Origin of the sequence: Pseudomonas sp. I8001, assembly GCF_013385345.1 — a bacterium.
Taxonomy (GTDB): domain Bacteria; phylum Pseudomonadota; class Gammaproteobacteria; order Pseudomonadales; family Pseudomonadaceae; genus Aquipseudomonas.
This window is the reverse complement of the sequence record NZ_JACAQC010000041.1, coordinates 1-22,548: the sequence shown is the minus strand read 5'-3', so window position 1 is coordinate 22,548 and position 22,548 is coordinate 1. Positions and strand designations below refer to the sequence as shown.

The following is a 22,548-nucleotide window of genomic DNA, read 5'->3' as shown; positions in this document are numbered from 1 at the left end:
AATCTCACTGGGTAGCCTCGTCGCCATCGTCTTCGGCCTGCTGTTTGGTGGGTTGATCCTGTTTCTTTCCCCGGTCAAGGCCGTGCTGGCAGTGATCGGCCTGGCCGCTGCCGTGACGATTCTGCGGTTCCCGTTCTGGGGACTGCTGCTGTTCGCCCTGGTGGCGACGTTCATGCCCTACTCCACCCTCAACCTGGGGATTCGCAGTACGGTCAGTGAGGCGCTGATCGCCCTGACCTGGGCGGCGGTGATCTGGCACGGTTTCCTCTCGCGCCTGCCGGCCGCCCCACCGCTGTCGCGGCGCCCTACCGACCGCATGTTGATGTGGCTGATGATCTTCACAGTGGTGCCGTTTATCGTCGGCCAGGTGAGCATTACCGCCGAGGCCAGCGGCGTGGCGAACTGGTTGCGTTGGCTGCTGAACCTGTCGGTGCTGTTCCTCGCCGCCAAGCTGCTGGTTGAACAGAAGAACCGCGAAGCCCTGGTGATCGCCTTGTTGCTGGGCACACTGGCGATGCTGGTGATGTCCATCGGCGTATTTATCCGCTCGCGCTCGGCGTCGGGCATGTTGCCGATCCTGACCCTGATGAACTACGGCAGCCTCGACACCTTGTCCTTGGGCCTGGGTGCCATGGCCTCGCGGATGGGTTCGCCATGGATGCACCCGAATGCCACCGGCGGGATCATGGCGCTGCTGCTGCCATTGGCGTTCTGCTACGGCATCACCAACACCGGCTGGAAACGCGGTCTCGGCCTGGGCGTTGCCTGCCTGGGTGCGGCGGCCCTGCTGTTGGCCAGCAGCCGGGGGGCGATGGTCAGCCTGGCGCTGGTGCTGATCTGGATGGCGTCGCGCCGGGTGCCGTACACCGGGCGTTTGCTGATGATCGGCGTGGCGTTGGCCGTGGCGCTGGTGCTGTCGTACCCACCGTTGCAGGAACGTCTGGCGACAATCTTTTCGGCGCAGAACGCGAGTACCGAAGTGCGCTTTGACGAATACCGCATGTTCCCCCAGGCCGTGGCCAGTTACCCGCTGGGCATTGGCTTCAAGGTTGACCCTCCGGTGCCGGGTACGCACCTGCTGGGGATTTCCAACCTGTGGCTGAATTTCGTCTACAAGACCGGGGTGATCAGCATGCTGCTGTTTATCGCGGTGACCTGGCGCTGGTGGCGCGAGTCCCGTCCGGAAATCGGCCCGATCCGCCTGACCAAGGACAATGCGATCTGGCTGGGCAGCACGGCGGGGATTCTGTCGGCGCTGGTCAGCGGCTTTTTCGACCACTACTTCAGCTTCGCCCTGGTGATGATTGCGCTGTTCTGGCTGATGGTGGGGATCAACGTGCTGGAGGCGCGGCGGCTGTTTCCGGCGCGTCTGCCAAAGGTCAAGACCGTGGCGCATCGCAAGCCTGTGTTCAATAGCGTCGGGCCCTAGGCATGCTCGGATCGGCGTTCTGGTTGACCCTGGCGACCTTGCTGGGGTTGTGCCTCGGGTTTGCCCGTGAGTGGTTGCTGGTGGCGGCGTGGGGTGCGGGCGAGCGCAGCGATGCGTTCCTGATCGCGCTGTTCTTGCCCGAAGCGTTGCGCATGTCCCTGGCCGGGGGTGTGCTGAGTGCCGCCGCCCTGCCGCTGTACCTGCAACGCAAGGACGGCGAGCGCCTGGACTGGCTGGCGGTGTTGTTCCCGGCGCTGTTGCTGATCGCCCTGGTGACCAGCCTGCTGCTGACATTGCTGGCGCCATGGCTGGTGCAGCTGCTCGGCCCGGGGCTGGCGGCGACGGCCACCAGCCTCGCCAGCAGCAACTTGCAGATTCTCGCCTGGAGTGTGCCGGGGCTGATGCTGCATGCGCTGTTCAGTATTCCGCTGCAGGCCAGCGAGCGCTTTGTGGTCGCGGGGCTCGGCTCGTTGCTGTTCAACCTGCCGCCGGTGACCTACCTCGCCCTCGCCGGCACCGCCACGCAACCGCACTCGCTGGCGCTGGCCTGCCTCACCGGCAGCCTGCTGATGCCCCTGGCGCTGTTGCCATCGATGCTGCGCCTGGGCTGGCGGCCGTGGCGGCTGCGGGCTTCGACATTGGAATTGCGCGAGCTGGGCGCTCGCATAGGCCCGCTGCTTTTAAGCAACGGTGCCAGCCAGGGTTTGGCGCTGATTGAACGGCTGGTGGCGTCCTTGCTGGGTGAAGGTGCGGTGACCTGGGTCAACCTGGCCCGCAAGCTGATGAACTTGCCGTTGATTGCCCTGATGAGCCTCAACCAGGTGCTGCTGGGCATGATGAGCCGGCGCCAGGGCGACGAGCGCCTGGCCCTGCTCAAGCGTGGCCTGGAAACCGCCAGCCTGCTGACCTTGCCCGCAGGCGTCGGCCTGGTGGCGGCGGCGCCGAGCCTGGTGGCGTTGCTGCTGCCCAAGCAGTCGGTGGATTCGCCGTTGCCGCTGTTGCTGGCCTGGTTTGCCGTGCCGCTGGTGTTCGGCGCCTGGAACGCCCTGCTGGCGCGTTATGCCTATGCCGCCGGCGACACCCGCCAGCCGCTGCGTTGCGAGTTGCTGGGCAGCCTGGTGAACGTGCTGCTGCTGGCTGCGCTGCCGTTTGTGTTTGGCCTGGCGGGCATTCCGCTGGCCGCCCTCGCCGGGGTGTTGTGCACCGCGTTGCTGTTGATGCAGCACCAGGACTTGCTCGGCGCCCTGCCCTGGAAGCGGCACTGGGTGTTGAGTGCATTGATGATGGGCCTGGCGGCGTTGGTGTTGTTCAGGATCCAAGGTATCTGGCTTCAGCTGGGGTTGAGCACCCTGGCGGGGGCCGTGGTGTTGCTGGGCATGGGCCTGTGGCTCAAGCCGTGGCGCAAGGCAGATTTATAGAGTGGGAGCAGTCAGGTGAAAAAACGCTGGATTCAAATGGATATTGCCAAGGGCATTGGCATCCTGATCATCGTGTTCGGGCACAGCTGGTTTGTCGCCAGTTCCCTGGACTTGCTGTACCCGCTGCTGGCGGTATTTATCCTGCCGTTGTTCTTCTTTCTCTCCGGGGTGTTCTTCAAGCCTGAACAACCCTTTGTCGAGATGGCGGTGCGCAAGGCCGATGCACTGCTCAAGCCGTTCTTCTTCACCATGCTGGTGTACATCCTGATCCGCGACCTGCTGCGCGGCCAGGCACTGCTGCCGGACATCGGCGGCGTGCTGTATGCCTCGGTGGACACCATTCCATGGCAGGCGCTGTGGTTCCTGCCGCACTTCTGGGTGGCGATTCTGTTCGGCTGGGTGATGTTGCGGCTGATGCAGCGCCTGGGCTTGTCGCTGGCCATGAGCTGCGTGGTGATCACCCTGCAATTGATGCTCGGGATCTGGACCCTGCCGTGGTTCTGGCAGGTGCCGGTGACCGTCGGCGGGCAGACCTGGACGATGCCGGGGCTGCCGTTCAGCATTGATGTGACGTTGATCAGCAGTACCTATTTTATCTTTGGTTACTTGCTGCGGGACGTGCTGCGTCGCCACCAGAGTTCGTTGCTGACGCTACTGGGCGCCATGGCGTTGTTTGCGGTGGTGTTCATCTACAGCTGGGACACCATGGACCTGGCACAGCGGCGTTACGACCACTGGCTGTGGACCAGTTTGCTGGCGGTGATCGGCGTATATGTATGCTGGGCCCTGGCCGGGGTGATGATGGTCTCGGGGCTGCTGACGCGGGCGATGACGTACATCGGGCAGTCGACGTTGATTCTGTTGATCTTCCACGGGGAAATTCAACACAAGACGGTGGACTTGATGGAACGGTTCGGGCTGCATCCGCTGCTGTCGGCGAGCATCGGGCTGGTGGTGGCGGTGGTGGTGCCGTTGATGATCGGCGAAGTGATCAAGCGGGTAGCGTTCCTGCGGTTTTTCTACTTCCCCTTCCCGATACGCAAGGCACCGGCGGTGGCCGGTGAAAAGCCTGGAGCTTGAGGCGTGATGTGGGAGCTGTCGAGCTTTAGCGAGGCTGCGATGGCATCACCGCGGTGTGCCTGAATTACCGAGGTGATGCTATCGCAGGCAAGCCAGCTCCTACAGAAAAACGCTCAATCATCCAGTGCCGGTTGTGGCGCTGGATGCTTGGTGTTTTTGCCCGCCTTGGCTCCAGGCTTGCCTGCTGCAGGGGCAGCGGGCTCAGGTTCGGCCGGCGCGGCAAGGTCCTTTTCAGCCTGGGGCATCTGATCAATCGCGCTGAAGAAATCCGCCAGGCTGAGGGTGTCGGGTGGCACGGTCTTCTCGAGTTTTTTCTCGCCGTCCTTGCCCACCAGAATCACTTTGGTGCCACTGCCGGCACCCAGCTTGAGTGCGCGGATCAGCGCGTTGGTTTCAGGCGGTGCGAGCTTCTTGTTGTCCTTCGCGTCCTTGGCGAACTTCTCGCCTTCAGCGCCGATGCTGCCAAAGGACACGGTGTACAGCACCATGTTGCGCTCTTCAAAGGACTGCTTGTTGGCAGGCTCGTCCAGCTGTTTCTTGAGGGTGGCCAACGTCGGGTTGCCGGAGTCGAGCTCCACCACCACCAACGGACGGGACTTGCCCAGGTCCTGCTTGAGCGGATTGAGATCATCCGCGGCCAACAGCGGCCCCGTAAAAGCCATCAGGGTAGCCAGGGTCAGCGACCGGATGAGCATGCACACCTCCTTTGAATTCCATGCAGGGTTCTTGAGTTTCATGTCTGCGACAGTCAAATTCAAGGATGATTCCTACAACAACTTCAGAAAGCGTAGGTCAGGACGCCCGCGACGCAAGGCGTTTAGCCACCTTACGCCTCATTGTTTCTTTTGATTGCGGATGCTCACGACGGCCAATGCCGGGCAAATACCGGCGCTACGTTTGGGTGGGCATCCACCTGCGCCAGCACCCGGGCAAACTCAGGCCGCGACTGTTGCAGCGCGTCCCGCCCGCCTGCCCAACGCGACACCGCCGCAGCCATGATCGCCAGTGCATTCGGAACCTGCGCCGGGGTGAACAGTTGCTCGGCAAATTGATCGGCAAACACCTCCCAGGCCCTACGCAGGCGGCGACGGGTGCCGCTGATCAACTGTTCATGCTGCTGCGCATCGGGGCTGTCGGTCCAGCGTTCCGGATAGTCGATGATGCCAATCGCCGAGTAACAGTTGGCGGCGATGTACACCAGGCCGCGAATGACTTGGGCGGGCTCCTCGGGCAGCAGCCCTGAGGCGGGAAACTGCAGGCCCAGGTGAATCAGGATCGCCGCGCTTTCCGTCAACACGCTGCCATTGGGCAGTTGCAGGGTAGGGATTTGCTTGAGCGGGTTGATCCGCGCCAACGCCTCGTTGCCCACGCGGTCTTCCCAGGAGCAGGCGTCGACCTGGCACCACTCGACACCGCAACGCTGCAGGGCAATTTCGATGATGCACGAGCCGGTGCCGGGGGTTCCGTAAAGGGTGTACACAGTGCCAAGCCTCCTGGCAGTGGATTGAGGTGTTAGGCTAGGCCGTTCATTCGTTCAACGGGAAGCCATCATGCACAGCAAACGCGTCACGATCGAAGACTGGGACGGCGACGGCGCCATCCGCCTGCCAGACGAAGCCTTGCAGGAACTGGGGCTGGATGTGGGCGACACGCTGTACATCGTCGAGACCTATGTGGGCACGCAAAAAGGCTTTGTGCTGTCGACCACGCCGAAAATTGCCGACCGGATGGATGAGTTGGTGGAAGAGCTGAGCCATAAGCCCTAGCGAGCCAGCCTGGCTTGCAACCCCGCCTTCACCTGTGGCCATTCCGGATCAATGATGCTGAAGCGCACCGAGTTGCGCTTGCGGCCATCGGGCATGATGCGCTCGTGGCGCACGATCCCTTCCTGTACCGCGCCGAGGCGCAGGATCGCGGCCCGGGATTTTTCGTTGAGTTCATCGGTGGTGAACTGCACCCGCACGCACTCCATCACTTCAAACGCGTGGGTCAGCAGCAACAGCTTGGCCTCGGTGTTGACCCCGGATTTCTGCACCGACTGGCTGATAAACGTGTGGCCGATCTCCAGCTTGCGATTGACCCGGTCGATCTTCCAGAATCGGGTGCTGCCCACCACTTCACCGGTGTCGCGGCGCACGATGACAAACGGCATCACGGTGCCCGCCTCACGCCCGGCCAGGGCAATGTCCACGTACTTTTCGACGGTGTCGGGCCCCGGCACGTTGGTGACCTTGAGGTTCCACAACTGCCCGTCGGCAGCAGCCTGTACCAGCGCGGTGGCGTGTTCGCGTTGCAGGGGCCGGAGTTCGACCGTGGTGCCGGTCAGGGTGATTTCAGTCATGGGAGGGCTGCGCTGTCTGGTGGTCGTCAGTGGCCAAGATTGCAGGCTCTCGCCACCTCAAGGCAAGCCGTTTCAGAACAAGCCCATCTGGCCGCCCACCAGGGTGCCGAAGTCATCGTTTACAAACGGCAGGATCGCGTCCGCCACCGGTTGCAGTTGCCGGGTGACGTAGTGGTCGTAGTCGATCGGTGCCTGGCGCACTTCCAGCGGCTCGGGGCCGTTGACGCTGATCACGTAGCTGATCCAGCCACCGTTCTGGTACTGGCGCGGGCGGCCCTGGCGGTCGTTGTATTCGTCGGCCAGCCGCGCGGCGCGCACGTGGGGCGGTACGTTGCGCTCGTAGTCACCCAGTTGCCGGCGCAGGCGCTTGCGGTAGATCAGCAGGTCGTCGAGCTCGCCGCTCAAGGTGCGACGTACGTAGTCGCGCACATAATCCTGGTGGGGCTGGCGGTGGAAGATGCGCTGGTAGAGTTCCTGCTGGAATTGCCGGGCCAGGGGCGACCAGTCGCTGCGTACGGTTTCCAGGCCCTTGTAGACCATTTCTTCGCTGCCGTCGGCACGGGTGACCAGCCCGGCGTAGCGCTTTTTGCTGCCCTCTTCCGCACCACGAATGGTCGGCATCAGGAAGCGGCTGAAGTGGGTTTCGTATTGCAGTTCCAGGGCGCTTTGCAGGCCGAACTCATTCTGCAGCCGCTCGCGCCACCAGGTGTTGACGTGCTGCACCAGGTCCAGGCCGATGCGCGTCGCGTCTTCCTGGGAATGGGGGCTGCCGAGCCAGACAAAAGTCGAGTCGGTATCGCCGTAGATCACCTCATAACCCCGGGCTTCGACCAGCTCGCGGGTCTGGCGCATGATCTGGTGGCCGCGCAGGGTGATGGACGATGCCAGTCGCGTGTCGAAAAAGCGGCAACCACTGGAGCCGAGTACGCCGTAGAAGGCGTTCATGATGATCTTCAGCGCCTGTGACAGCGGCGCGTTGTGTTCGCGTTTGGCCACTTCGCGGCCCTCGGAAACCCGCGCGACAATCGACGGCAGGCAATGCCGGGTGCGGGAAAACCGCGCACCGCGAAAGCCTTCCACCGACTCGCTGTCTTCGGGGTGACGCAGGCCTTCGATCAGGCCCACCGGGTCGATCAGAAAGCTGCGGATGATCGACGGGTAGAGGCTTTTGTAGTCAAGCACCAGCACCGACTCGTAGAGGCCCGGGCGCGAATCCATGACAAACCCGCCGGGGCTGGCCTGGGGTGGTTTGTCTCCCAGGTTCGGCGCGACGAAACCCTGGCGGTGCATCAGCGGCATGTACAGGTGCGTGAACGCTGCCACCGAACCGCCGTTGCGGTCTGCCGGCAAGCCGGTGACGCTGGCTCGTTCGAGGAGGAATTTCAGCAGCTCGGTCTTCTCGAAAATCCGCGTGACCAGCTCGCAGTCCTTGAGGTTGTAGCGTGCCAGCGCGGGCTTGTCCTCGGCGAACATGCGGTTGATTTCGTCCATGCGCTGGTACGGCGTGGAGATCGATTTACCTTCACCGAGCAAGGTCTGGGCGACGTTTTCCAGGCTGAAGGATTCGAAACTCCAGGTGGCCGAGCGCAAGGCTTCGATGCCATCGATGATCAACCGCCCGGCCGCTGCCGCGAAGTAGTGATTGCGGCTGCCGTGCTCGCGCCAGCCCATGGCATCGCCGCCACGGCCCAGCAGCAGCGGCACGTTCAGGCGTTGCGCGTGTTCGTGCAGCACGCGCAGGTCGAACTGCACCAGGTTCCAGCCGATGATCGCGTCGGGGTCATGGGTGGCGAGCCACACATTCAGGCGTTCGAGGAGTTCGGCGCGGGTGTCGCAGTAGTCGAGCTTGAAGTCCACCGCATCGGTGTTGTTGGGCGGGCCGAGCATGTACACCTGGCGCTCGCCGCAACCTTCCAGGGCGATGGAATACAGGTCGCCCTGGGCGGTGGTCTCGATGTCCAGCGACACCAGCTTGAGGGGCGGGCGGTAATCCGGCGCGGGTTTCATCTGCGCCTCCACCAGCATGCCGCCCTCGCCCGCTTTGCCGCCGAACAACACCGGCGCGGTGATGAAGCGCTCCATCATGTAGCGATCGGGCGGGCGCACATCGCCTTCGTAGACGTCGATGTCGGCTCGACGCAGGCGCTTTTCCAGGTCCATCAATTGGCGATGCTGTTTGGTGTAGAGGCCCAGCACCGGGCGATGGTGGAAGTCGCAGAGCGCCAGGTCACGCAACTCGATACCGCGCTCGCCCTTGAGCTGCAGCTCGGCGGGCTTGCGATGGGCTTGCGGGATGAACATCACGGAGGTCTGCACCGGCAAGCGCACGAACCTGGGGCCTTGATCGGTAGCCAGCCAAAAGCTGACCTCCGTGCCCGCCGGGGTGTCGCGCCAATGCCGGGTCAGGACAAACCCCTGCTGTAAATCCACCTTGCCACACCTCAAGAATCACTTTCAGGGCGTGATTCTACTCGGCCTGTGCCACGGCGCGGCGATTTAACCGAAATGGCCTACGTATACGGAGAGAGTAATCTCACAAACTTGTTGCAGAACATTAATGACAATTACTATCATTCGCACCGGAGTCGTATCCGCGCAGCGAGGACGCGCAACGTTGTTGCCCTTTTCCTCACATTGACGGTTCGCCGTCAGGATCGACCATGCCCACTTCCACCCGTTTGGCTGTGCCGTTTCGCCCTACCCTGCTCGCCCTTTGCTGCTCCCTGAGCCTCGCCGCTCACGCCGCCACTCCAGAAACCCCGCAGGATGCGAACAACAGTCAGGACGGCAAGGCTCTGGAACTGGGTGCTACCACCATCAGCGCCGACGCGGCCACGCCCAACGCCCTGCCCCCGGTGTACGCCGGCGGCCAGGTCGCCCGCGGCGGGCAACTGGGGGTACTGGGCAACCAGGACATCATGGACGTGCCCTTCAGCATGTCTTCCTACACCGAAAAATTGATCCGTGACCAGCAGGCCGAGAACGTCGGCGATGTGCTGCTCAACGATTCGTCCGTGCGCCAGGCGTCGGGGTACGCGAACCAGGCCCAGGCCTTTGTGATCCGTGGCCTGCCGCTGAACGGCGATGACATTTCGTTCAACGGTCTGTACGGCATCCTGCCGCGCCAGATCATGTCCACCGACGCCCTGGAGCGGGTTGAAGTGTTCAAGGGCCCCAACGCCTTTATCAACGGCGTGACGCCCGGCGGCTCCGGGATTGGCGGCGGTGTGAACCTGCAACCCAAGCGCGCCGATGATGTGCCGTTGCGGCGTTTCAGCACCGACATCAGCAGCGATGGCCGGGTCGGCGAGCACCTGGATATCGGGCAACGTTTTGGCGAGGACAATCGTTTTGGCGCACGGGTGAATATTTCCCAGCGTGAAGGCGACACCGGGATCGATGACGAAAGCCAGCGTTCGAAGCTGTTTGCGGTTGGTCTGGACTATCGCGGTGATGCGCTGCGTTTGTCGGGAGACTTTGTCTACTCGAAACAGCAGATCAATGGCGGGCGCAACACCGTGTTGCTCGGCCAGAACCTGACCCATATCCCCAACGCGCCTTCGGCCGACACCAACTACGCGCCGAGCTGGGGCACCAGCAGCCTGGAAGACACTTTCGGCATGTTGCGCGCCGAGTACGATCTGAATGACAACTGGACCGCCTACATCGCGGGCGGCGCCAAGCACACCAACGAGATTGGCCGTTACTCCTCGGTCACGTTGAATGACACCCTGGGCAATGCCACCGTCAGCGGCTCGCGCATCGCCCACCAGGAAGACAACACCAGCCTGATGGCGGGCTTGAATGGCAAGTTCCAGACCGGCGCTGTCAGCCACAAACTGAACTTCGGGTTGACCGGGATCTGGGCCCAGACGCGCAACGCCTATGACTTCGACCTCAACGGCCACGCCAGCAATATCTATAACCCGGTGGACGTGGCCGAACCGGTCAAGGGCAGCTTCGTCGGCGGCGACCTGAACGATCCGGGCATCACCGCCAAGACCTTCGCCCGCAGTGCAGCGGTCTCGGACACCCTGGGCTTTATGGATGATCGCTTGCTGGTGACCGCCGGGTTGCGCCGCCAGGAACTGGTGGTCCAAGGGTATGCCTACGGGTCGGGCCCACGTAACGCCGATTACGACAAGTCGATCACCACACCGGTGTACGGCCTGGTGTTCAAGCCGTGGGACCACGTGTCGTTCTATGCCAACCATATCGAAGGCTTGGCCCAGGGCCCGACCGCACCTCAGAACGCCGGCACCGCACCCATTACCAACGCCGGCCAGGCCTATGCCCCGGCGCGCTCGAAACAGACCGAAGCCGGGGTCAAGCTCGACATGGGTACCTATGGCGCAACCCTGGGTGTGTATCGCATCGAGCAACCAACCGACGGTTACTCACAACTCAGCGCCGACGGCTTGAGCGCCACCTATGTTCGCCAGGGCGAGCAAGTCAACAAAGGCGTTGAGCTCAACGTGTTCGGTGAACCGATCGCCGGCCTGCGCCTGCTGGGCGGCGCAACCATCATCCACACCGAAGTCCACGGCACCCAGAACGGCGCCAACGACGGCAACCGCGCCATCGGCGTACCGACCTTCCAACTGAATGCCGGCGTGGACTGGGATGTACCAGGCCTGCAAGGCGTGACAGTCAACGGACGAATGCTGCGCACCGGCGGCCAATATGCCGACGCGGCCAACAACCTCAGCCTGCCCGCCTGGAACCGCTTCGACGTGGGCGCCCGCTACACCTTCAAGGTGGACCAGCGAGACGTCACCCTCGGCGCCACTGTGGAGAACGTCGCCAATACCAAGTACTGGGAATCGGCACTCGGCGGCTACCTGACCCAAGGTGACCCGCGCGTGGCCAAGCTGTCGGCCAGTATCGACTTCTAACCCTAGTCAATGTAGGAGCTGGCTTGCCTGCGATGCAGGCACCTCGGTGTGTCAGATGCACCTCGGTGATGCTATCGCAGGCAAGCCAGCTCCTACAGAAAGCAGATCTGCCTGCACCCGGGTTGTTTGCCGGACATTGGACAGCCGAACGCCAACTGCGTAGTTTCCCAACCACTGCGCACAAGGACCCCGGCATGTCCCCCGACCTCACTTCCATCGAGCTGTTCCTCAAGGCGATCAAGCTGGGCAACCTGTCCCGGGCGGCCGAGCAATCCCATCTCTCCCTCTCTGCCGCCAGCCGACGCCTGTCGCTGCTGGAGCAGCACTTCAAGGTCGCCCTGCTGACCCGCACCTCCACCGGCGTTTCACCGACGGCAGCCGGGGAAGTATTGGCCCAGCATGCACAATCGATCCTGCGGGCCGTGGACGGCATGCACGCCGATCTCGCCGATTACGCCAAGGGCGCCACCGGCCGGGTTTGCCTGTACGCCAACAGTTCGGCGATGAGCCAGGAACTGCCGCGCCAACTGACCCAGTGGAACACCTTGCACCCGGGCATCCGCCTGGATATTCGCGAGGAGCGCAGCCGGGAGATCCTCCAGGCCGTGCGCGAGGGCGTGGCAGATGTCGGTATCGTCACCACCCGCCCCAGCGAAGAGCTGCGGTTCGAGCCCTACTGCCAGGACCGCCTGTGCCTGCTCGTGCCCAATGACCACCCACTGAAAATGCGCCATGCGCGCTTCGAGGATTTGCTCGGCTACGACTTCGTCGGCCTGGAAGACAACGCCGCCATCACCCCGTTGATTACCGAGGCCGCCGCGGCGATCGGCATGCCGTTGCGGCTGCGGGTGCAGGTGCGCAGTTTCGAAGCAGTGTGCCGCTTGATCGCCGCCGGCCAGGGTGTGGGCGTGTTGCCACAGGGCGCGGTGCAGATCTTCCGCAAGGAGATGGCCTTGCGCTTTATCGAAATCGACGACAGCTGGGCCGACCGGCAGATGTACCTGTGCATGCGCAAGGAACAGCCGTCGCTGACGAGCCTGGCACTGTTCGACTACTTGAGTGCCAACCCTGCGTAAACCTTTGGCCTTCGAATTTTGCGAAGGCCGATTCCACAATTAGCAATTCCCCTGTTGTCACAGCTGTGCCAAGAATGCCCCCGCCAGACCTTCCTATAAAAACAAGACAGGAGACACGGCGTGTCCCAATCCCACACCCGCCCCACCCACCGCATCGCCGTGATTCCCGGCGACGGCATCGGCCGCGAAGTGGTGCCCGAAGGCCTGCGGGTACTGGACGCTGTCAGCCGGCGCTTCGGTATTCACTTTCACTTCGACCACTTTGCCTGGTGCAGCGAACACTACCTGGCCCACGGCACGATGATGCCCGACGACTGGGCCGAACAGATCGGCAGCCATGACGCGATCTTCTTCGGCGCGGTGGGTGCGCCCGACATCATTGCCGACCACACTGCGGTGTGGGAGTCGCTGCTGAAGATCCGCCGCCAGTTCGATCAATACGTGAATATCCGCCCGGTGCGCCTGATGCCCGGCGTGCCCTGCCCGCTGGCCGGCCGCGTGCCGGGGGACATCGACTTTATCGTGGTGCGGGAAAATACCGAGGGCGAATACTCCAGCGTTGGCGGCCGCATGTGGGAAGGCACGGCGCGGGAAATCGCAGTGCAGGAGTCGATCTTCTCCCGCGAAGGCGTGGACCGCGTGGTGGACTACGCCTTCAAACTGGCGCAACAGCGGCCGCGGAAAAACCTGGTGGCGGCGACCAAATCCAATGGTATCTCGATCACCATGCCGTTCTGGGACGAGCGGGTTAACGAAATTGCCCGGCGCTACCCGGACGTGAAGACCGCCAAGTTCCACATCGACATTCTGTGCGCGCACTTCGTGCAGCATCCCGACTGGTTCGATGTGGTGGTGGCCTCCAACCTGTTCGGCGACATCCTTTCCGACCTCGGCCCGGCGTGCACCGGCACCATCGGCATCGCGCCGTCGGCCAACCTCAATCCCGAGCGGCGCTACCCGTCGCTGTTCGAGCCGGTGCACGGTTCCGCGCCGGATATTGCCGGGCTCGGTGTCGCCAATCCCATCGGGCAGATCTGGTCGGCCGCGCTGATGATCGAGCACCTGGGCGACGGTGATCCGCTTTACCAGGAAGCGGCGGCAGCCATCGTGTCCGCCATCGAAACGGTGCTTGCCGAAGGCCCGCGCACCCGGGAAATGGGCGGCAGCGCCAGCACTGTCGAAGTGGGTCGCGCCATCGCCGAATGCGTCGCAGGGAACAGGAGCTGAACATGACCAACGCACATTACATCGCCAACCAATGGCTGGCGTCGACCTCGCTGGAAGACATTCCGGTGATCGACCCCAGCACCGGCGAAACCTATTCGAGCATCGCCCGTGGCACGGCCGCCGATATCGAGGCGGCGATCAGCGCGGCGCGCCTGGCACTCGGCGAAACCTTCGACGGCCCGTGGGGCCGGTTGTCTGCCGTGGAGCGCAGCCGTTTGCTGGCCAAGCTTGGCGTGGCGGTGCTGGAACATCATGAAGAGCTGGCGCAGATCGAGGCGCGGGACACCGGCAAGGCGCTGAAAGTCGCCCGCGCCGATGCCACCGCCCTTGCCCGCTATTTCGAATACTACGCGGGTGCCGCCGACAAACTGCACGGCGAAACCCTGCCGTACCAGGCCGGCTACACGGTGTTGACGGTGCGCGAACCCCACGGGGTGACCGGGCATATCATCCCGTGGAATTACCCGATGCAGATTTTCGGGCGCAGCGTCGGCGCCTCGTTGGCGGCGGGCAATGCGTGCGTGGTCAAGCCGGCGGAAGATGCCAGCCTGTCGTTGCTGCGCCTGGCGGAAATCGCTGCCGAGGTTGGTTTTCCAGCCGGCGCGATCAACGTAGTCACCGGTTACGGCTACGAAGCCGGCGCGGCGTTGTGTGCACACCCGGGCATCGATCACATTTCGTTCACCGGCTCCACCGCCACCGGTACTGCTGTGTCGAAAGCCGCTGCCGAACGCCACTGCCCGGTCACCCTGGAGTTGGGCGGCAAGTCGCCGCAACTGGTGTTCGCCGATGCCGACCTGGATGAAGCGTTGCCGGTGCTGGTCAACGCCATCATTCAGAACTGCGGGCAAACCTGCTCCGCCGGCAGCCGTTTGCTGGTGGAACGCAGCATTTACGAAACCCTGCTCGCACGCCTCAGCCAACGTTTCAGCGAACTGCGCGCCGGGCCTTCGGCGCTGGACCTGGACATGGGCCCGCTGATCAATCAGAAGCAGCTGCGCCTGGTGCGCGAGTTTATTCGTCAAGCCGAACAGGAAGGGATCACCGTCGCCGCGCGCGGAACGGTGGTTGCCGAGGCCGGCAGCGGCGGGTATTTCCAGGAGGCGGTGCTGTTTCGCGATGTGCCGCCTGACAGTCGCCTGGCGCAACAGGAAGTGTTCGGCCCGGTGCTGGCCGTGATGCCCTTCGATGATGAAGCCGAAGCGATTCGCCTGGCCAACGGCACCGAGTTCGGCCTGGTGGCCGGCGTGTGGACCCGCGATGGCGCACGGCAAATGCGCCTGGCGCGCACCCTGCGTTGTGGCCAGGTGTTCATCAATAACTATGGCGCCGGTGGCGGCGTTGAATTGCCATTCGGCGGCGTGAAGGCCAGCGGGTATGGACGGGAAAAAGGCTTCGAGGCGCTGCTGGGCTTTACCACCTTGAAGACCATTGCGATCAAACACGGTTGATTCCTCACAACAACAAGAACGGAGAACACACCATGCGTTTAGCCAATAAAGTCGCGATCGTCACCGGCGCCGGCTCGGGGTTTGGCGAGGGCATCGCCAAGACATTTGCCCGCCAGGGCGCCAAGGTCATCGTTGCGGACATGAACGCCGTGGGCGGTCAGCGAGTGGTCAATGAGATTGCCGAAAGCGGCGGCCATGCGCACTTTATCGAGGTCAACGTGGCCAACGATGAAAGCATGGGCGCGCTGCTGCGCGGCACACTGGAGCAATTCGGTGGGCTGGACATCGTCATCAACAACGCCGGTACCACCCACCGCAACCGGCCGATGCTGGAAGTCGACGAAGCCGAGTTCGACCGGGTGTTTGCGGTCAACGTCAAAAGCATCTTCTTGAGCGCCAAGCATTTTGTGCCGCATTTTCGCGGCCAGGGCGGCGGCGTGTTCGTCAATATTGCCTCGACGGCGGCGATCCGCCCGCGTCCGGGACTGGTCTGGTATAACGGCAGCAAGGGCGCAGTGGTGGTCATGAGCAAGACCATGGCGGCGGAGCTGGGGCCGGACAATATCCGCGTCAACTGCGTGAACCCGGTAGTGGGTGCCACGGCGTTGCTCAGCGAATTCATGGGCGTACCGGACACCCCGGAAAACCGCCAGAAATTCATGGCGACCATTCCCCTGGGGCGCTTTTCCACCCCGCAAGATGTGGCCAACGCCTGCCTGTACCTGGCGTCGGACGAAGCGGCGTTCATCACCGGCACTTGCCTTGAAGTCGATGGCGGGCGCTGCGTGTAACTCACTCTCACAGGGACCGGAATTGCTATGTGTGATCTTCATAATAAGAACGAGCCGAACACCCGCGAATTGCTTGAAGGCCTGCCAAAGAACTGGGGTAAATGGGGCCCGGACGACGAAGTCGGCGCCCTCAATTACCTGACTGAAGCCGAAGTACTGCGGGGCGTGGCCTCGGTGCGCCAGGGCAAGACCTTTACCCTGCAAGTGCAGATCGGCCACCCCGACGGCGACCCGATGTGGCCGGCGCGCAACCCGTCGATGCGCTTCAACACCCTCGACCACAGCCATTACCACTTCGGCAAACAGCCGCACATGACCGGTGGTGCGGCGTATTCCGATGACGTGATCTTCATGCAGCTGCAAGGCTCGACCCAGTACGACGCCCTCGGCCACGCCTGGTACGACAATCAACTGTGGAACGGCTACGACGCCCAGACCACCGTTGGCGGCATGGCCAAGGCCAGCGTGCTGGCGATTGCCGAACGCGGCGTGGTGGGCCGTGCGGTGCTGATCGACATGGCCCGCCATCGCGGCAAGAAGTGCCTGGGCCGGGGCGAAACCTTCAACCACTTGGACCTGCTCGACGCCGCCAAAGCCCAGGGCGTGACCATTGAAAAACGTGACATCCTGATCATCCGCACCGGGTCCATGGGGGCGTTTTATGAGCTGGGCAAGACCGAGTTCTTCAAGGACCTGATGGAGCCGGGGCTGACCTACAGCCGGGAGCTGGTGGAGTGGTTCCACGAGATGGAAATCCCCAACCTGGTGACCGACACCATCGCCAACGAAGTGATCACCGACCCGGTGTCCGGGGTGCAGATTCCGCTGCATTGCGCGCTGATGCGCAACCTGGGGATCGCCTTCACCGAAATCGTGTTGCTGGAGGAACTGGCCGCCGATTGTGCGGACGACGGCCAGTGGAAATTCCTCTACACCGCCGCCCCGCTGAAGATTGTCGGGGGCAGTGGCGCACCGGTGAATCCGGTGGTGATCAAGTAGCCGTTCCGTCTCAGTGGCGAATTTGCGAATCGCGAACGCGCCACTAGACTCAAGGCTCCTCTCACATGGAAGTCCACTCAATGAATGTATTGCGCCCTCTTCGCCAGGCAATTGCCCTGGCAACCCTGCTGTCTGCTGGTGCCCTGACGGCACATGCTGCCGATATCCCGCTGTCCAAGTCGCTGGAAGCCGATGAGGTGACCACCAAGGTGCTGGAGGTGGATGCCGCCAACCATCAGGTGGTGCTCGAAGGTGCCGAAGGCCGCAAGGTGCATGTGCAGCTCAGCGACCAGGCCAAGGATCTGGGCAATCTCAAGGCAGGTGATCAGGTCAAGGTGCTGGTGACCCATTCGGTCGCCGCCGTGCTGGACACCGACATCGACAAGAGCGCACCGGACGCCACCGAGAAGACTGGCGTCTTGCGCGCCACCGCGGATAACCCGAACCCGGGCGGTGCGGCCTTCCGCCAGGTACAGGTGCAGTTGAAGATCACCCACATTGACCTGGCGAAAAACCAGGTAACCCTGGAAAACCCGGCGGGCCAGAGCAAAGTACTGACCGTGGAGAAACCGGAAATTCGCGCAGGCCTCAAAGACCTCAAGGTCGGCCAAAGCGTGTTGGTGACCTACACCGATACCCTGGAAATCAGCACCGCCCACGAGGGCTGATGAATGCGGCGCCCCATCAGCTCACGGCTGATGGGATTTCGCCAGATAGTCTTCGATGTTGTTCATCTGATCATCCCAGCCTCGGGAGTTCTTCTTGTAGGCCTTCTGGCGGCGAACGTCCGGGATCCCGTCAAAACCTGACTCCACCACCCGCAACAAGATGCCTTCGGCGTGATCCTCGAGGGTGAACTCCACCAGCGTTGGGGTTTCCGCGTCGTAATCCACATCCTTGTCTACGGCGTAGGGATGCCAGCTGAAAGAGAACCGTGTCTGTGGTTCAAGCCGCTCGATCCTTGCCTTCCACACCACGTGCTCGTAACCGGGATAGGTGATCGGGGCTTCAATGGCCCGCCCCTGGGCGAACTGTTTGCCCTTGAGGGCGATGCCAAACCAGCTGCCGAATTGCTCGGCGTCGGTCAGTGCTTCCCAGACCCGTTGGCGTGGAGCGTTGAGCAGGACTTTACGTTTGATTTCATTTGATTCGTGCATGAGACACCTCCTGTATTGACAGTAGGCGACATCGACCAATGCGCAACCTTTGAAAAGGGATAGGGCATGACGGTGTCATGCCCTTGTGGCGTCAAACGTGGGGATCACCCGGCGCCTTGGCAGGGGTCGCGTATTGCGGCTTCAAGTGGCCTTCCTGATCGAGCAGCCAGGCGTCCATGATCTGGCGCACCACCGGCCCCGCCACTCGGCCACCAGCCTCGCCGTTTTCGATCATCACCGAAATCACGATCCGCGGGTGCTCCGCCGGGGCAAAGCCGACGAACAAGGCGTTATCGCGGTTGCGCTCCAGGGTCTTGAGACGGTTGTAACGCTCGCCCTGCTTGATCGCCACTACCTGCGCAGTACCAGACTTGCCAGCAATCCGGTACTGCGCACCGGCTGCAGCCGCCCGGGCGATACCGCGTGGATCGTGCATTACCAATTGCATGCCGTGGTTGACCTGCTCCCAGTCGCGCGGGTCTTTGAGCACCACGTTGGGCATCGGGTTTTCATCCACCGGCGGCACGCCATTGATGGTCTTGGCCAGGTGCGGTCGGTTCCACACGCCCTTGTTGGCGATCAGCGCAGTGGCCTGGGCCAGCTGCAACGGGGTGACCTGCATGTAACCCTGGCCGATGCCGAGGATCACGGTTTCACCCGGGAACCACGGCTGGCGCCGGGTAGCGCGCTTCCAGGCTTGGGACGGCATCAGGCCGGCTGACTCTTCGAACATGTCGAGGGAGACTTTCTGGCCAAGGCCGAACTCGGCCAGGTAGTCGTGCAGGCGGTCGATACCCAGCTTGTGGGCCAGGTCGTAGAAGTAGGTGTCGTTGGAGCGCATGATCGCTGCGTCCATGTCCACCCAACCATCACCGCTGTGGTTCCAGTTGCGGTATTTGTGGTCGAAATCCGGGAGTTGGTAATAGCCCGGGTCGAACACCCGGGTCTGGGCGGTAACCACGCCGCTGTCGAGGCCAGCGATGGCGACTTCCGGCTTGATCGTCGAACCCGGCGCGTAGAGCCCACGCAGCACCCGGTTGAACAGCGGACGGTCGAGGGAGTCGTGCAGCGCGGCGTATTCCTTGAAGCTGATGCCGGTGACAAACAGGTTCGGGTCGAAGCTTGGCTTGCTGACCATCGCCAGCACTTCGCCGGTTGCCGGGTCGAGAGCAACCACCGAACCACGGCGGTCGCCGAGGGCTTCTTCGGCGGCTTCCTGGAGTTTGACGTCCAGGCTCAGCACGATGTTTTTGCCGGGGATCGGGTCGGTGTGCTTGAGCACCCGCAGGACGCGGCCCTGGGCGTTGGTTTCAACTTCTTCATAGCCGACGTGGCCATGCAACTCGGACTCGTAGAAACGCTCGATCCCGGTTTTACCAATGGACTGCGTGCCCCGGTACTCCACTGAGTCGAGGGCTTTGGATTCTTTTTCGTTGATCCGGCCTACGTAGCCAATGGAGTGGGCAAAGTGCGCACCCAGGGGGTAATGGCGGACGAATTGCGGCTCGACATCCACGCCCGGCAGGCGGAATTCGTTGACGGCCAGCACGGCTATCTGCTCTTCGGTCAGCTCGTAGAACAGGGTGACGGGCACGAAGGGATGACGGGCTTGCTTGAGCGCCTTATCAAATACGCCGCGATCCTCGGCGGGCAGATGCAGGAGGCTGACGATAGCGTCCAGCTCTCCTTTGAGATCGGTGGTGCGCTCGCGGGTGATGGTCAGGTTGTAGCTGGGACGGTTGTCGGCAAGTACTACGCCGTTGCGGTCATAGATCAGGCCGCGGGTCGGTGTGATCGGCAGGACGTGGACGCGATTGTTTTCGGAAATGGTGGAGTGGTAGTCGTACTGCACCACCTGCAGGAAGTACATCCGACCTACCAGGGCGCAGGTAATGCCGATTACCAGCAGCGCGCAGGCCAGCAGCCGCTTGTTGACCAGGCGGTTTTCTTTTTCGTGATCCTTGATCGGTATTGGTTCAGGCATTTCTACAGCATCTCGTTGAATAAGGTCGACGCCGCTTCCTGCGGAGGAAAAATCAGTCCTTGTGAAAATGTGCTGCACCATACCAAAAATGCAGAAACACTTTGCATCGATTTCCCTGAACGGTGTGCTAATGGAGCCTGTTCATGCACTTTGGTTTGAGCCGTTGACCTTATTCATGCGTTTTTATGCTGACGATCAGCTCAGGATCGACTTGGGCTCCAGGAAGGCTTCGAGGCCGAATGTGCCGTACTCGCGGCCGATACCCGATTGCTTGAAGCCACCAAACGGCGCTAGAGGTTCATGGGCCAGGGTATTGATCAGCACTCGGCCAGCGTCTATACGGCTGGCCAGCCTGCGGGCGCGTTCGGGATTTGAAGACAGGATGTATGCCTGGAGGCCGTAGGGTGTGTCGTTGGCGATGGTCAGGGCCTCTTCCTCGGTTGCGTAGGTAATGATCGAGAGCACTGGGCCGAAAATCTCCTCGCGGGCGATGGCCATTTGGTTGGTCACCCGGCTGAATACGGTTGGTTTTACGAACCACCCGGCTTTGATGCCCTCAGGCAAACCGCGACCTCCTGCCAATAGGTGGGCGCCCTCCTCGATCCCGATCTGAATGTAGCGCTGTACGCGCTCCCACTGTTTTTGGCTGACCATGGGGCCGACCGCAGTGGCTGGGTCACGAGGGTCGCCGGCTTGCACGTTGCCCACCTCGTCGATCATCAGCGCTTCGATTTCTTCCAAACGACTTTCGGGTACCAGGATTCGAGTGCCGGCGATACAGGCCTGGCCGCTGTTCATGAAACCGGCCTGAAGGGCCATGGGCACGGCCGTCTTGAGGTCCGCATCATCGAGAATCAGCACCGGTGATTTGCCGCCCAGCTCTAGGGTCACGCGCTTCAGGGTCTCGGCGCCGGTCCGCAGGATTGTTTTGCCGACAGCGGTTGAACCCGTGAAGGACACTTTTGCGATGTCGGGATGGGCGCTCAACACGGCGCCTACGGTTTCGCCACGGCCAGTGACGATGTTGAATACACCGGGAGGCAAGCCTGCGTCATGCAGGGCGCGGGTGACTAGCGAGGTCTGGATTGCGCTCATTTCACTGGGTTTGATCACGGCGGTACAGCCGGCGGCCAACGCCGCAGCGAGCTTGCCGCAGATAAAACCGGCGTTGCTGTTCCAGGGTGTGATCAAGCCGGCCACACCCAGCGGCTGCATGACCACCTCGGCGATGCCAATGCGTCGGGAGAAGTTGTAGCTCTCCAGTACTGAAGCGGCATCTTGCAGGACGCTGGCCGCATGCCTGGCCATCCACCGCGCACGGGATATTGGGGCGCCGTACTCCTCGATAATCGCGTCGGTAAGTGCGTCTTCAATGGATTCAACTGCGGCGTGAAGGCGTTTGAGATAGTCGATGCGCACATCTTTAGAGCTATGGGAGAACTCGGTAAAAGCTCGCTTGGCGGCAGCGATGGCATCCAGGGCGTCTTGTTCATTTGCCAATCGAACCTGGCCGATACGCTGGCCTGTTGCAGGGTTGAACAGGTCAAAAAGCTCTTCGCCATGGGGCGTCACAAAGGCGCCGTTGATGTAAATCTGGTTGATGTATTGCATAGGTCCTCCGGGACGCTGAGCTAGTGCGTCCTACGGTAAGTCACTATGATTAAGCTGATAAGCCGTACAAATCGGCATGAGTTGATGAGCGATTCAGGACAATGAATACATCCGGGCTGAATGAGTTGGAAGCGGTGCTGGCAGTGGCTCGGCATCGCAGTTTTCGTGCAGCGGCGACCGAGTTGAATGTGTCGACATCGGCGTTGAGCCACTCTATCGCGGGGCTTGAAGCGCGGATGGGGGTGAGGCTGTTCAATCGCACCACGCGCAGCGTGTCGTTATCTGAAGTGGGCGCGGAGTTTGTCGAAACCATTACCCCTGCACTGTTGAGCATTCGCACGGCCTTGGAACAGGCAGGAAATCGCAGCGCGGAACCCAGCGGTACCTTGCGCCTGAATACCTCGGCGGGGGCGGCAAAGCAGGTGATGCCGTTGCTGCTGGAGTACCTGCGACGTTATCCACGGATGAAATTGGATATCGTCACTGAGGGGCGGCTGGTGGATATCGTCGCGCAGGGGTTTGATGCGGGGATTCGGCTCGGTGATACGGTTCCTCAAGACATGATCGCAATCGATATCAGTCCGGCCCAGCGTTTTGCGGTATTGGGCAGCCCGGACTATTTTGCTCTCAACCCAGTTCCCGTCAGTCCCATGGATCTGCGGGCCCATCAGTGTATTCGCAGCCGGATGCCCAGCGGGGCGATCTATCATTGGGAGTTTGAGCGACATGGCGAAGCGCTTGCTGTAGAGGTGCAAGGGGTTTTGACCCTGGATAATCCGACTCTGATGCTTGAGGCTGCCAGGGCGGGACTAGGCTTGACCTATCTTACGGAATGGAATGCCGCTGCCGATTTAGCGAACGGGACGTTAGTGCGCGTACTAGAGGAATGGACGCCGTCTTTTGACTGCTTGCGCCTCTATTACCCAGGTAGGCGCCATGTGCCGGCCGGGTTAAGGGCACTGATTGAGTTGATCAGGGAGCAAGGCTTTTAACCAGGCTGGATCTTTTTTACGGCCAACAGCTCTCTCCCCGTTTTCCGACCGCCCAAAACAAAACCCCTGACTGCATAAGCAATCAGGGGTTCTGGAA

Annotated in this window: 19 protein-coding genes; 12 read left to right on the top strand and 7 right to left on the bottom strand. The window is 62.1% G+C overall.

The window, feature by feature from the left end; genetic code table 11:
• Position 1: 1 nt before the first annotated feature.
• From HX839_RS25080 to HX839_RS25070, 3 genes are read left to right on the top strand one after another with little or no spacing between them, the layout of a single operon-like run.
• Entirely contained in the window at positions 2–1,429 is a 1,428-nt protein-coding gene (locus HX839_RS25080) for an O-antigen ligase (RefSeq protein ID WP_043225192.1), read from the top strand.
• 2 nt (positions 1,430–1,431) lie between these two features.
• Entirely contained in the window at positions 1,432–2,847 is a 1,416-nt protein-coding gene (murJ, locus tag HX839_RS25075; protein ID WP_177067860.1) for a murein biosynthesis integral membrane protein MurJ, read from the top strand.
• Between the two features lie 15 nt (positions 2,848–2,862).
• Entirely contained in the window at positions 2,863–3,927 is a 1,065-nt protein-coding gene (locus HX839_RS25070; RefSeq protein ID WP_168197518.1) for an acyltransferase family protein, read from the top strand.
• A gap of 113 nt (positions 3,928–4,040) precedes the next feature.
• Here the strand turns inward: HX839_RS25070 and HX839_RS25065 are convergent, their stop codons facing one another.
• On the bottom strand, positions 4,041–4,622 hold the full coding sequence (locus HX839_RS25065) for a DUF4174 domain-containing protein (RefSeq protein WP_003208227.1): 582 nt from the start codon (positions 4,620–4,622) through the stop codon (positions 4,041–4,043).
• Between the two features lie 164 nt (positions 4,623–4,786).
• Positions 4,787–5,407, bottom strand: a complete 621-nt coding sequence (locus HX839_RS25060) for a glutathione S-transferase (RefSeq protein ID WP_177067859.1) — start codon at positions 5,405–5,407, stop codon at positions 4,787–4,789.
• A 70-nt stretch (positions 5,408–5,477) separates the two neighbouring features.
• On the opposite strand from HX839_RS25060, the gene HX839_RS25055 reads away from it, so the two are divergent.
• A complete protein-coding gene (locus HX839_RS25055; RefSeq protein WP_003208231.1) occupies positions 5,478–5,693 on the top strand; it encodes an AbrB/MazE/SpoVT family DNA-binding domain-containing protein in 216 nt (71 codons plus the stop codon).
• Here HX839_RS25055 and HX839_RS25050 read toward each other — a convergent pair.
• The gene (locus HX839_RS25050; RefSeq protein WP_177067858.1) at positions 5,690–6,268 is read right to left on the bottom strand and encodes a GNAT family N-acetyltransferase; all 579 of its coding nucleotides are present in this window, start codon (positions 6,266–6,268) and stop codon (positions 5,690–5,692) included. The genes HX839_RS25055 and HX839_RS25050 overlap by 4 nt on opposite strands.
• 72 nt (positions 6,269–6,340) lie before the next feature.
• Positions 6,341–8,698: a DNA polymerase II gene (locus HX839_RS25045; RefSeq protein WP_177067857.1), complete on the bottom strand. Its 2,358-nt coding sequence runs from the start codon at positions 8,696–8,698 to the stop codon at positions 6,341–6,343.
• Positions 8,699–8,928: 230 nt separating this feature from the next.
• Here HX839_RS25045 and HX839_RS25040 point away from each other — a divergent pair, with 230 nt between their 5' ends.
• From HX839_RS25040 to HX839_RS25010, 7 genes are all read left to right on the top strand, one after another.
• On the top strand, positions 8,929–11,163 hold the full coding sequence (locus HX839_RS25040; protein ID WP_177067856.1) for a TonB-dependent siderophore receptor: 2,235 nt from the start codon (positions 8,929–8,931) through the stop codon (positions 11,161–11,163).
• Between the two features lie 194 nt (positions 11,164–11,357).
• Positions 11,358–12,239 carry a LysR family transcriptional regulator gene (locus HX839_RS25035; RefSeq protein WP_177067855.1) on the top strand — a complete coding sequence of 294 codons (882 nt, stop codon included), beginning with the start codon at positions 11,358–11,360 and terminating at the stop codon, positions 12,237–12,239.
• A gap of 120 nt (positions 12,240–12,359) precedes the next feature.
• On the top strand, positions 12,360–13,466 hold the full coding sequence (locus HX839_RS25030; RefSeq protein WP_003208239.1) for a tartrate dehydrogenase: 1,107 nt from the start codon (positions 12,360–12,362) through the stop codon (positions 13,464–13,466).
• 2 nt (positions 13,467–13,468) lie between these two features.
• Positions 13,469–14,917 carry an aldehyde dehydrogenase family protein gene (locus HX839_RS25025; protein WP_102605360.1) on the top strand — a complete coding sequence of 483 codons (1,449 nt, stop codon included), beginning with the start codon at positions 13,469–13,471 and terminating at the stop codon, positions 14,915–14,917.
• Positions 14,918–14,949: 32 nt separating this feature from the next.
• Positions 14,950–15,708 (top strand): SDR family oxidoreductase, encoded by a 759-nt coding sequence (locus HX839_RS25020; RefSeq protein WP_008434578.1) that lies wholly within the window; start codon positions 14,950–14,952, stop codon positions 15,706–15,708.
• A 27-nt stretch (positions 15,709–15,735) separates the two neighbouring features.
• On the top strand, positions 15,736–16,707 hold the full coding sequence (locus HX839_RS25015; RefSeq protein ID WP_087695324.1) for a cyclase family protein: 972 nt from the start codon (positions 15,736–15,738) through the stop codon (positions 16,705–16,707).
• A gap of 80 nt (positions 16,708–16,787) precedes the next feature.
• Positions 16,788–17,375, top strand: coding sequence for a hypothetical protein (locus HX839_RS25010; RefSeq protein ID WP_102369595.1), 588 nt, complete (start codon positions 16,788–16,790; stop codon positions 17,373–17,375).
• 21 nt (positions 17,376–17,396) lie between these two features.
• Here the strand turns inward: HX839_RS25010 and HX839_RS25005 are convergent, their stop codons facing one another.
• The 3 genes from HX839_RS25005 to HX839_RS24995 all read right to left on the bottom strand — a co-directional run bounded on the left by HX839_RS25005 (position 17,397) and on the right by HX839_RS24995 (position 21,459).
• Positions 17,397–17,864 (bottom strand): SRPBCC family protein, encoded by a 468-nt coding sequence (locus HX839_RS25005; RefSeq protein ID WP_003208248.1) that lies wholly within the window; start codon positions 17,862–17,864, stop codon positions 17,397–17,399.
• A 91-nt stretch (positions 17,865–17,955) separates the two neighbouring features.
• A complete protein-coding gene (gene mrdA / locus HX839_RS25000; protein ID WP_003208249.1) occupies positions 17,956–19,848 on the bottom strand; it encodes a penicillin-binding protein 2 in 1,893 nt (630 codons plus the stop codon).
• A gap of 195 nt (positions 19,849–20,043) precedes the next feature.
• A complete protein-coding gene (locus tag HX839_RS24995; RefSeq protein ID WP_177067854.1) occupies positions 20,044–21,459 on the bottom strand; it encodes an aldehyde dehydrogenase family protein in 1,416 nt (471 codons plus the stop codon).
• Between the two features lie 101 nt (positions 21,460–21,560).
• Here HX839_RS24995 and HX839_RS24990 point away from each other — a divergent pair, with 101 nt between their 5' ends.
• Entirely contained in the window at positions 21,561–22,451 is an 891-nt protein-coding gene (locus HX839_RS24990) for a LysR family transcriptional regulator (RefSeq protein ID WP_134327051.1), read from the top strand.
• Positions 22,452–22,548: the final 97 nt, after the last annotated feature.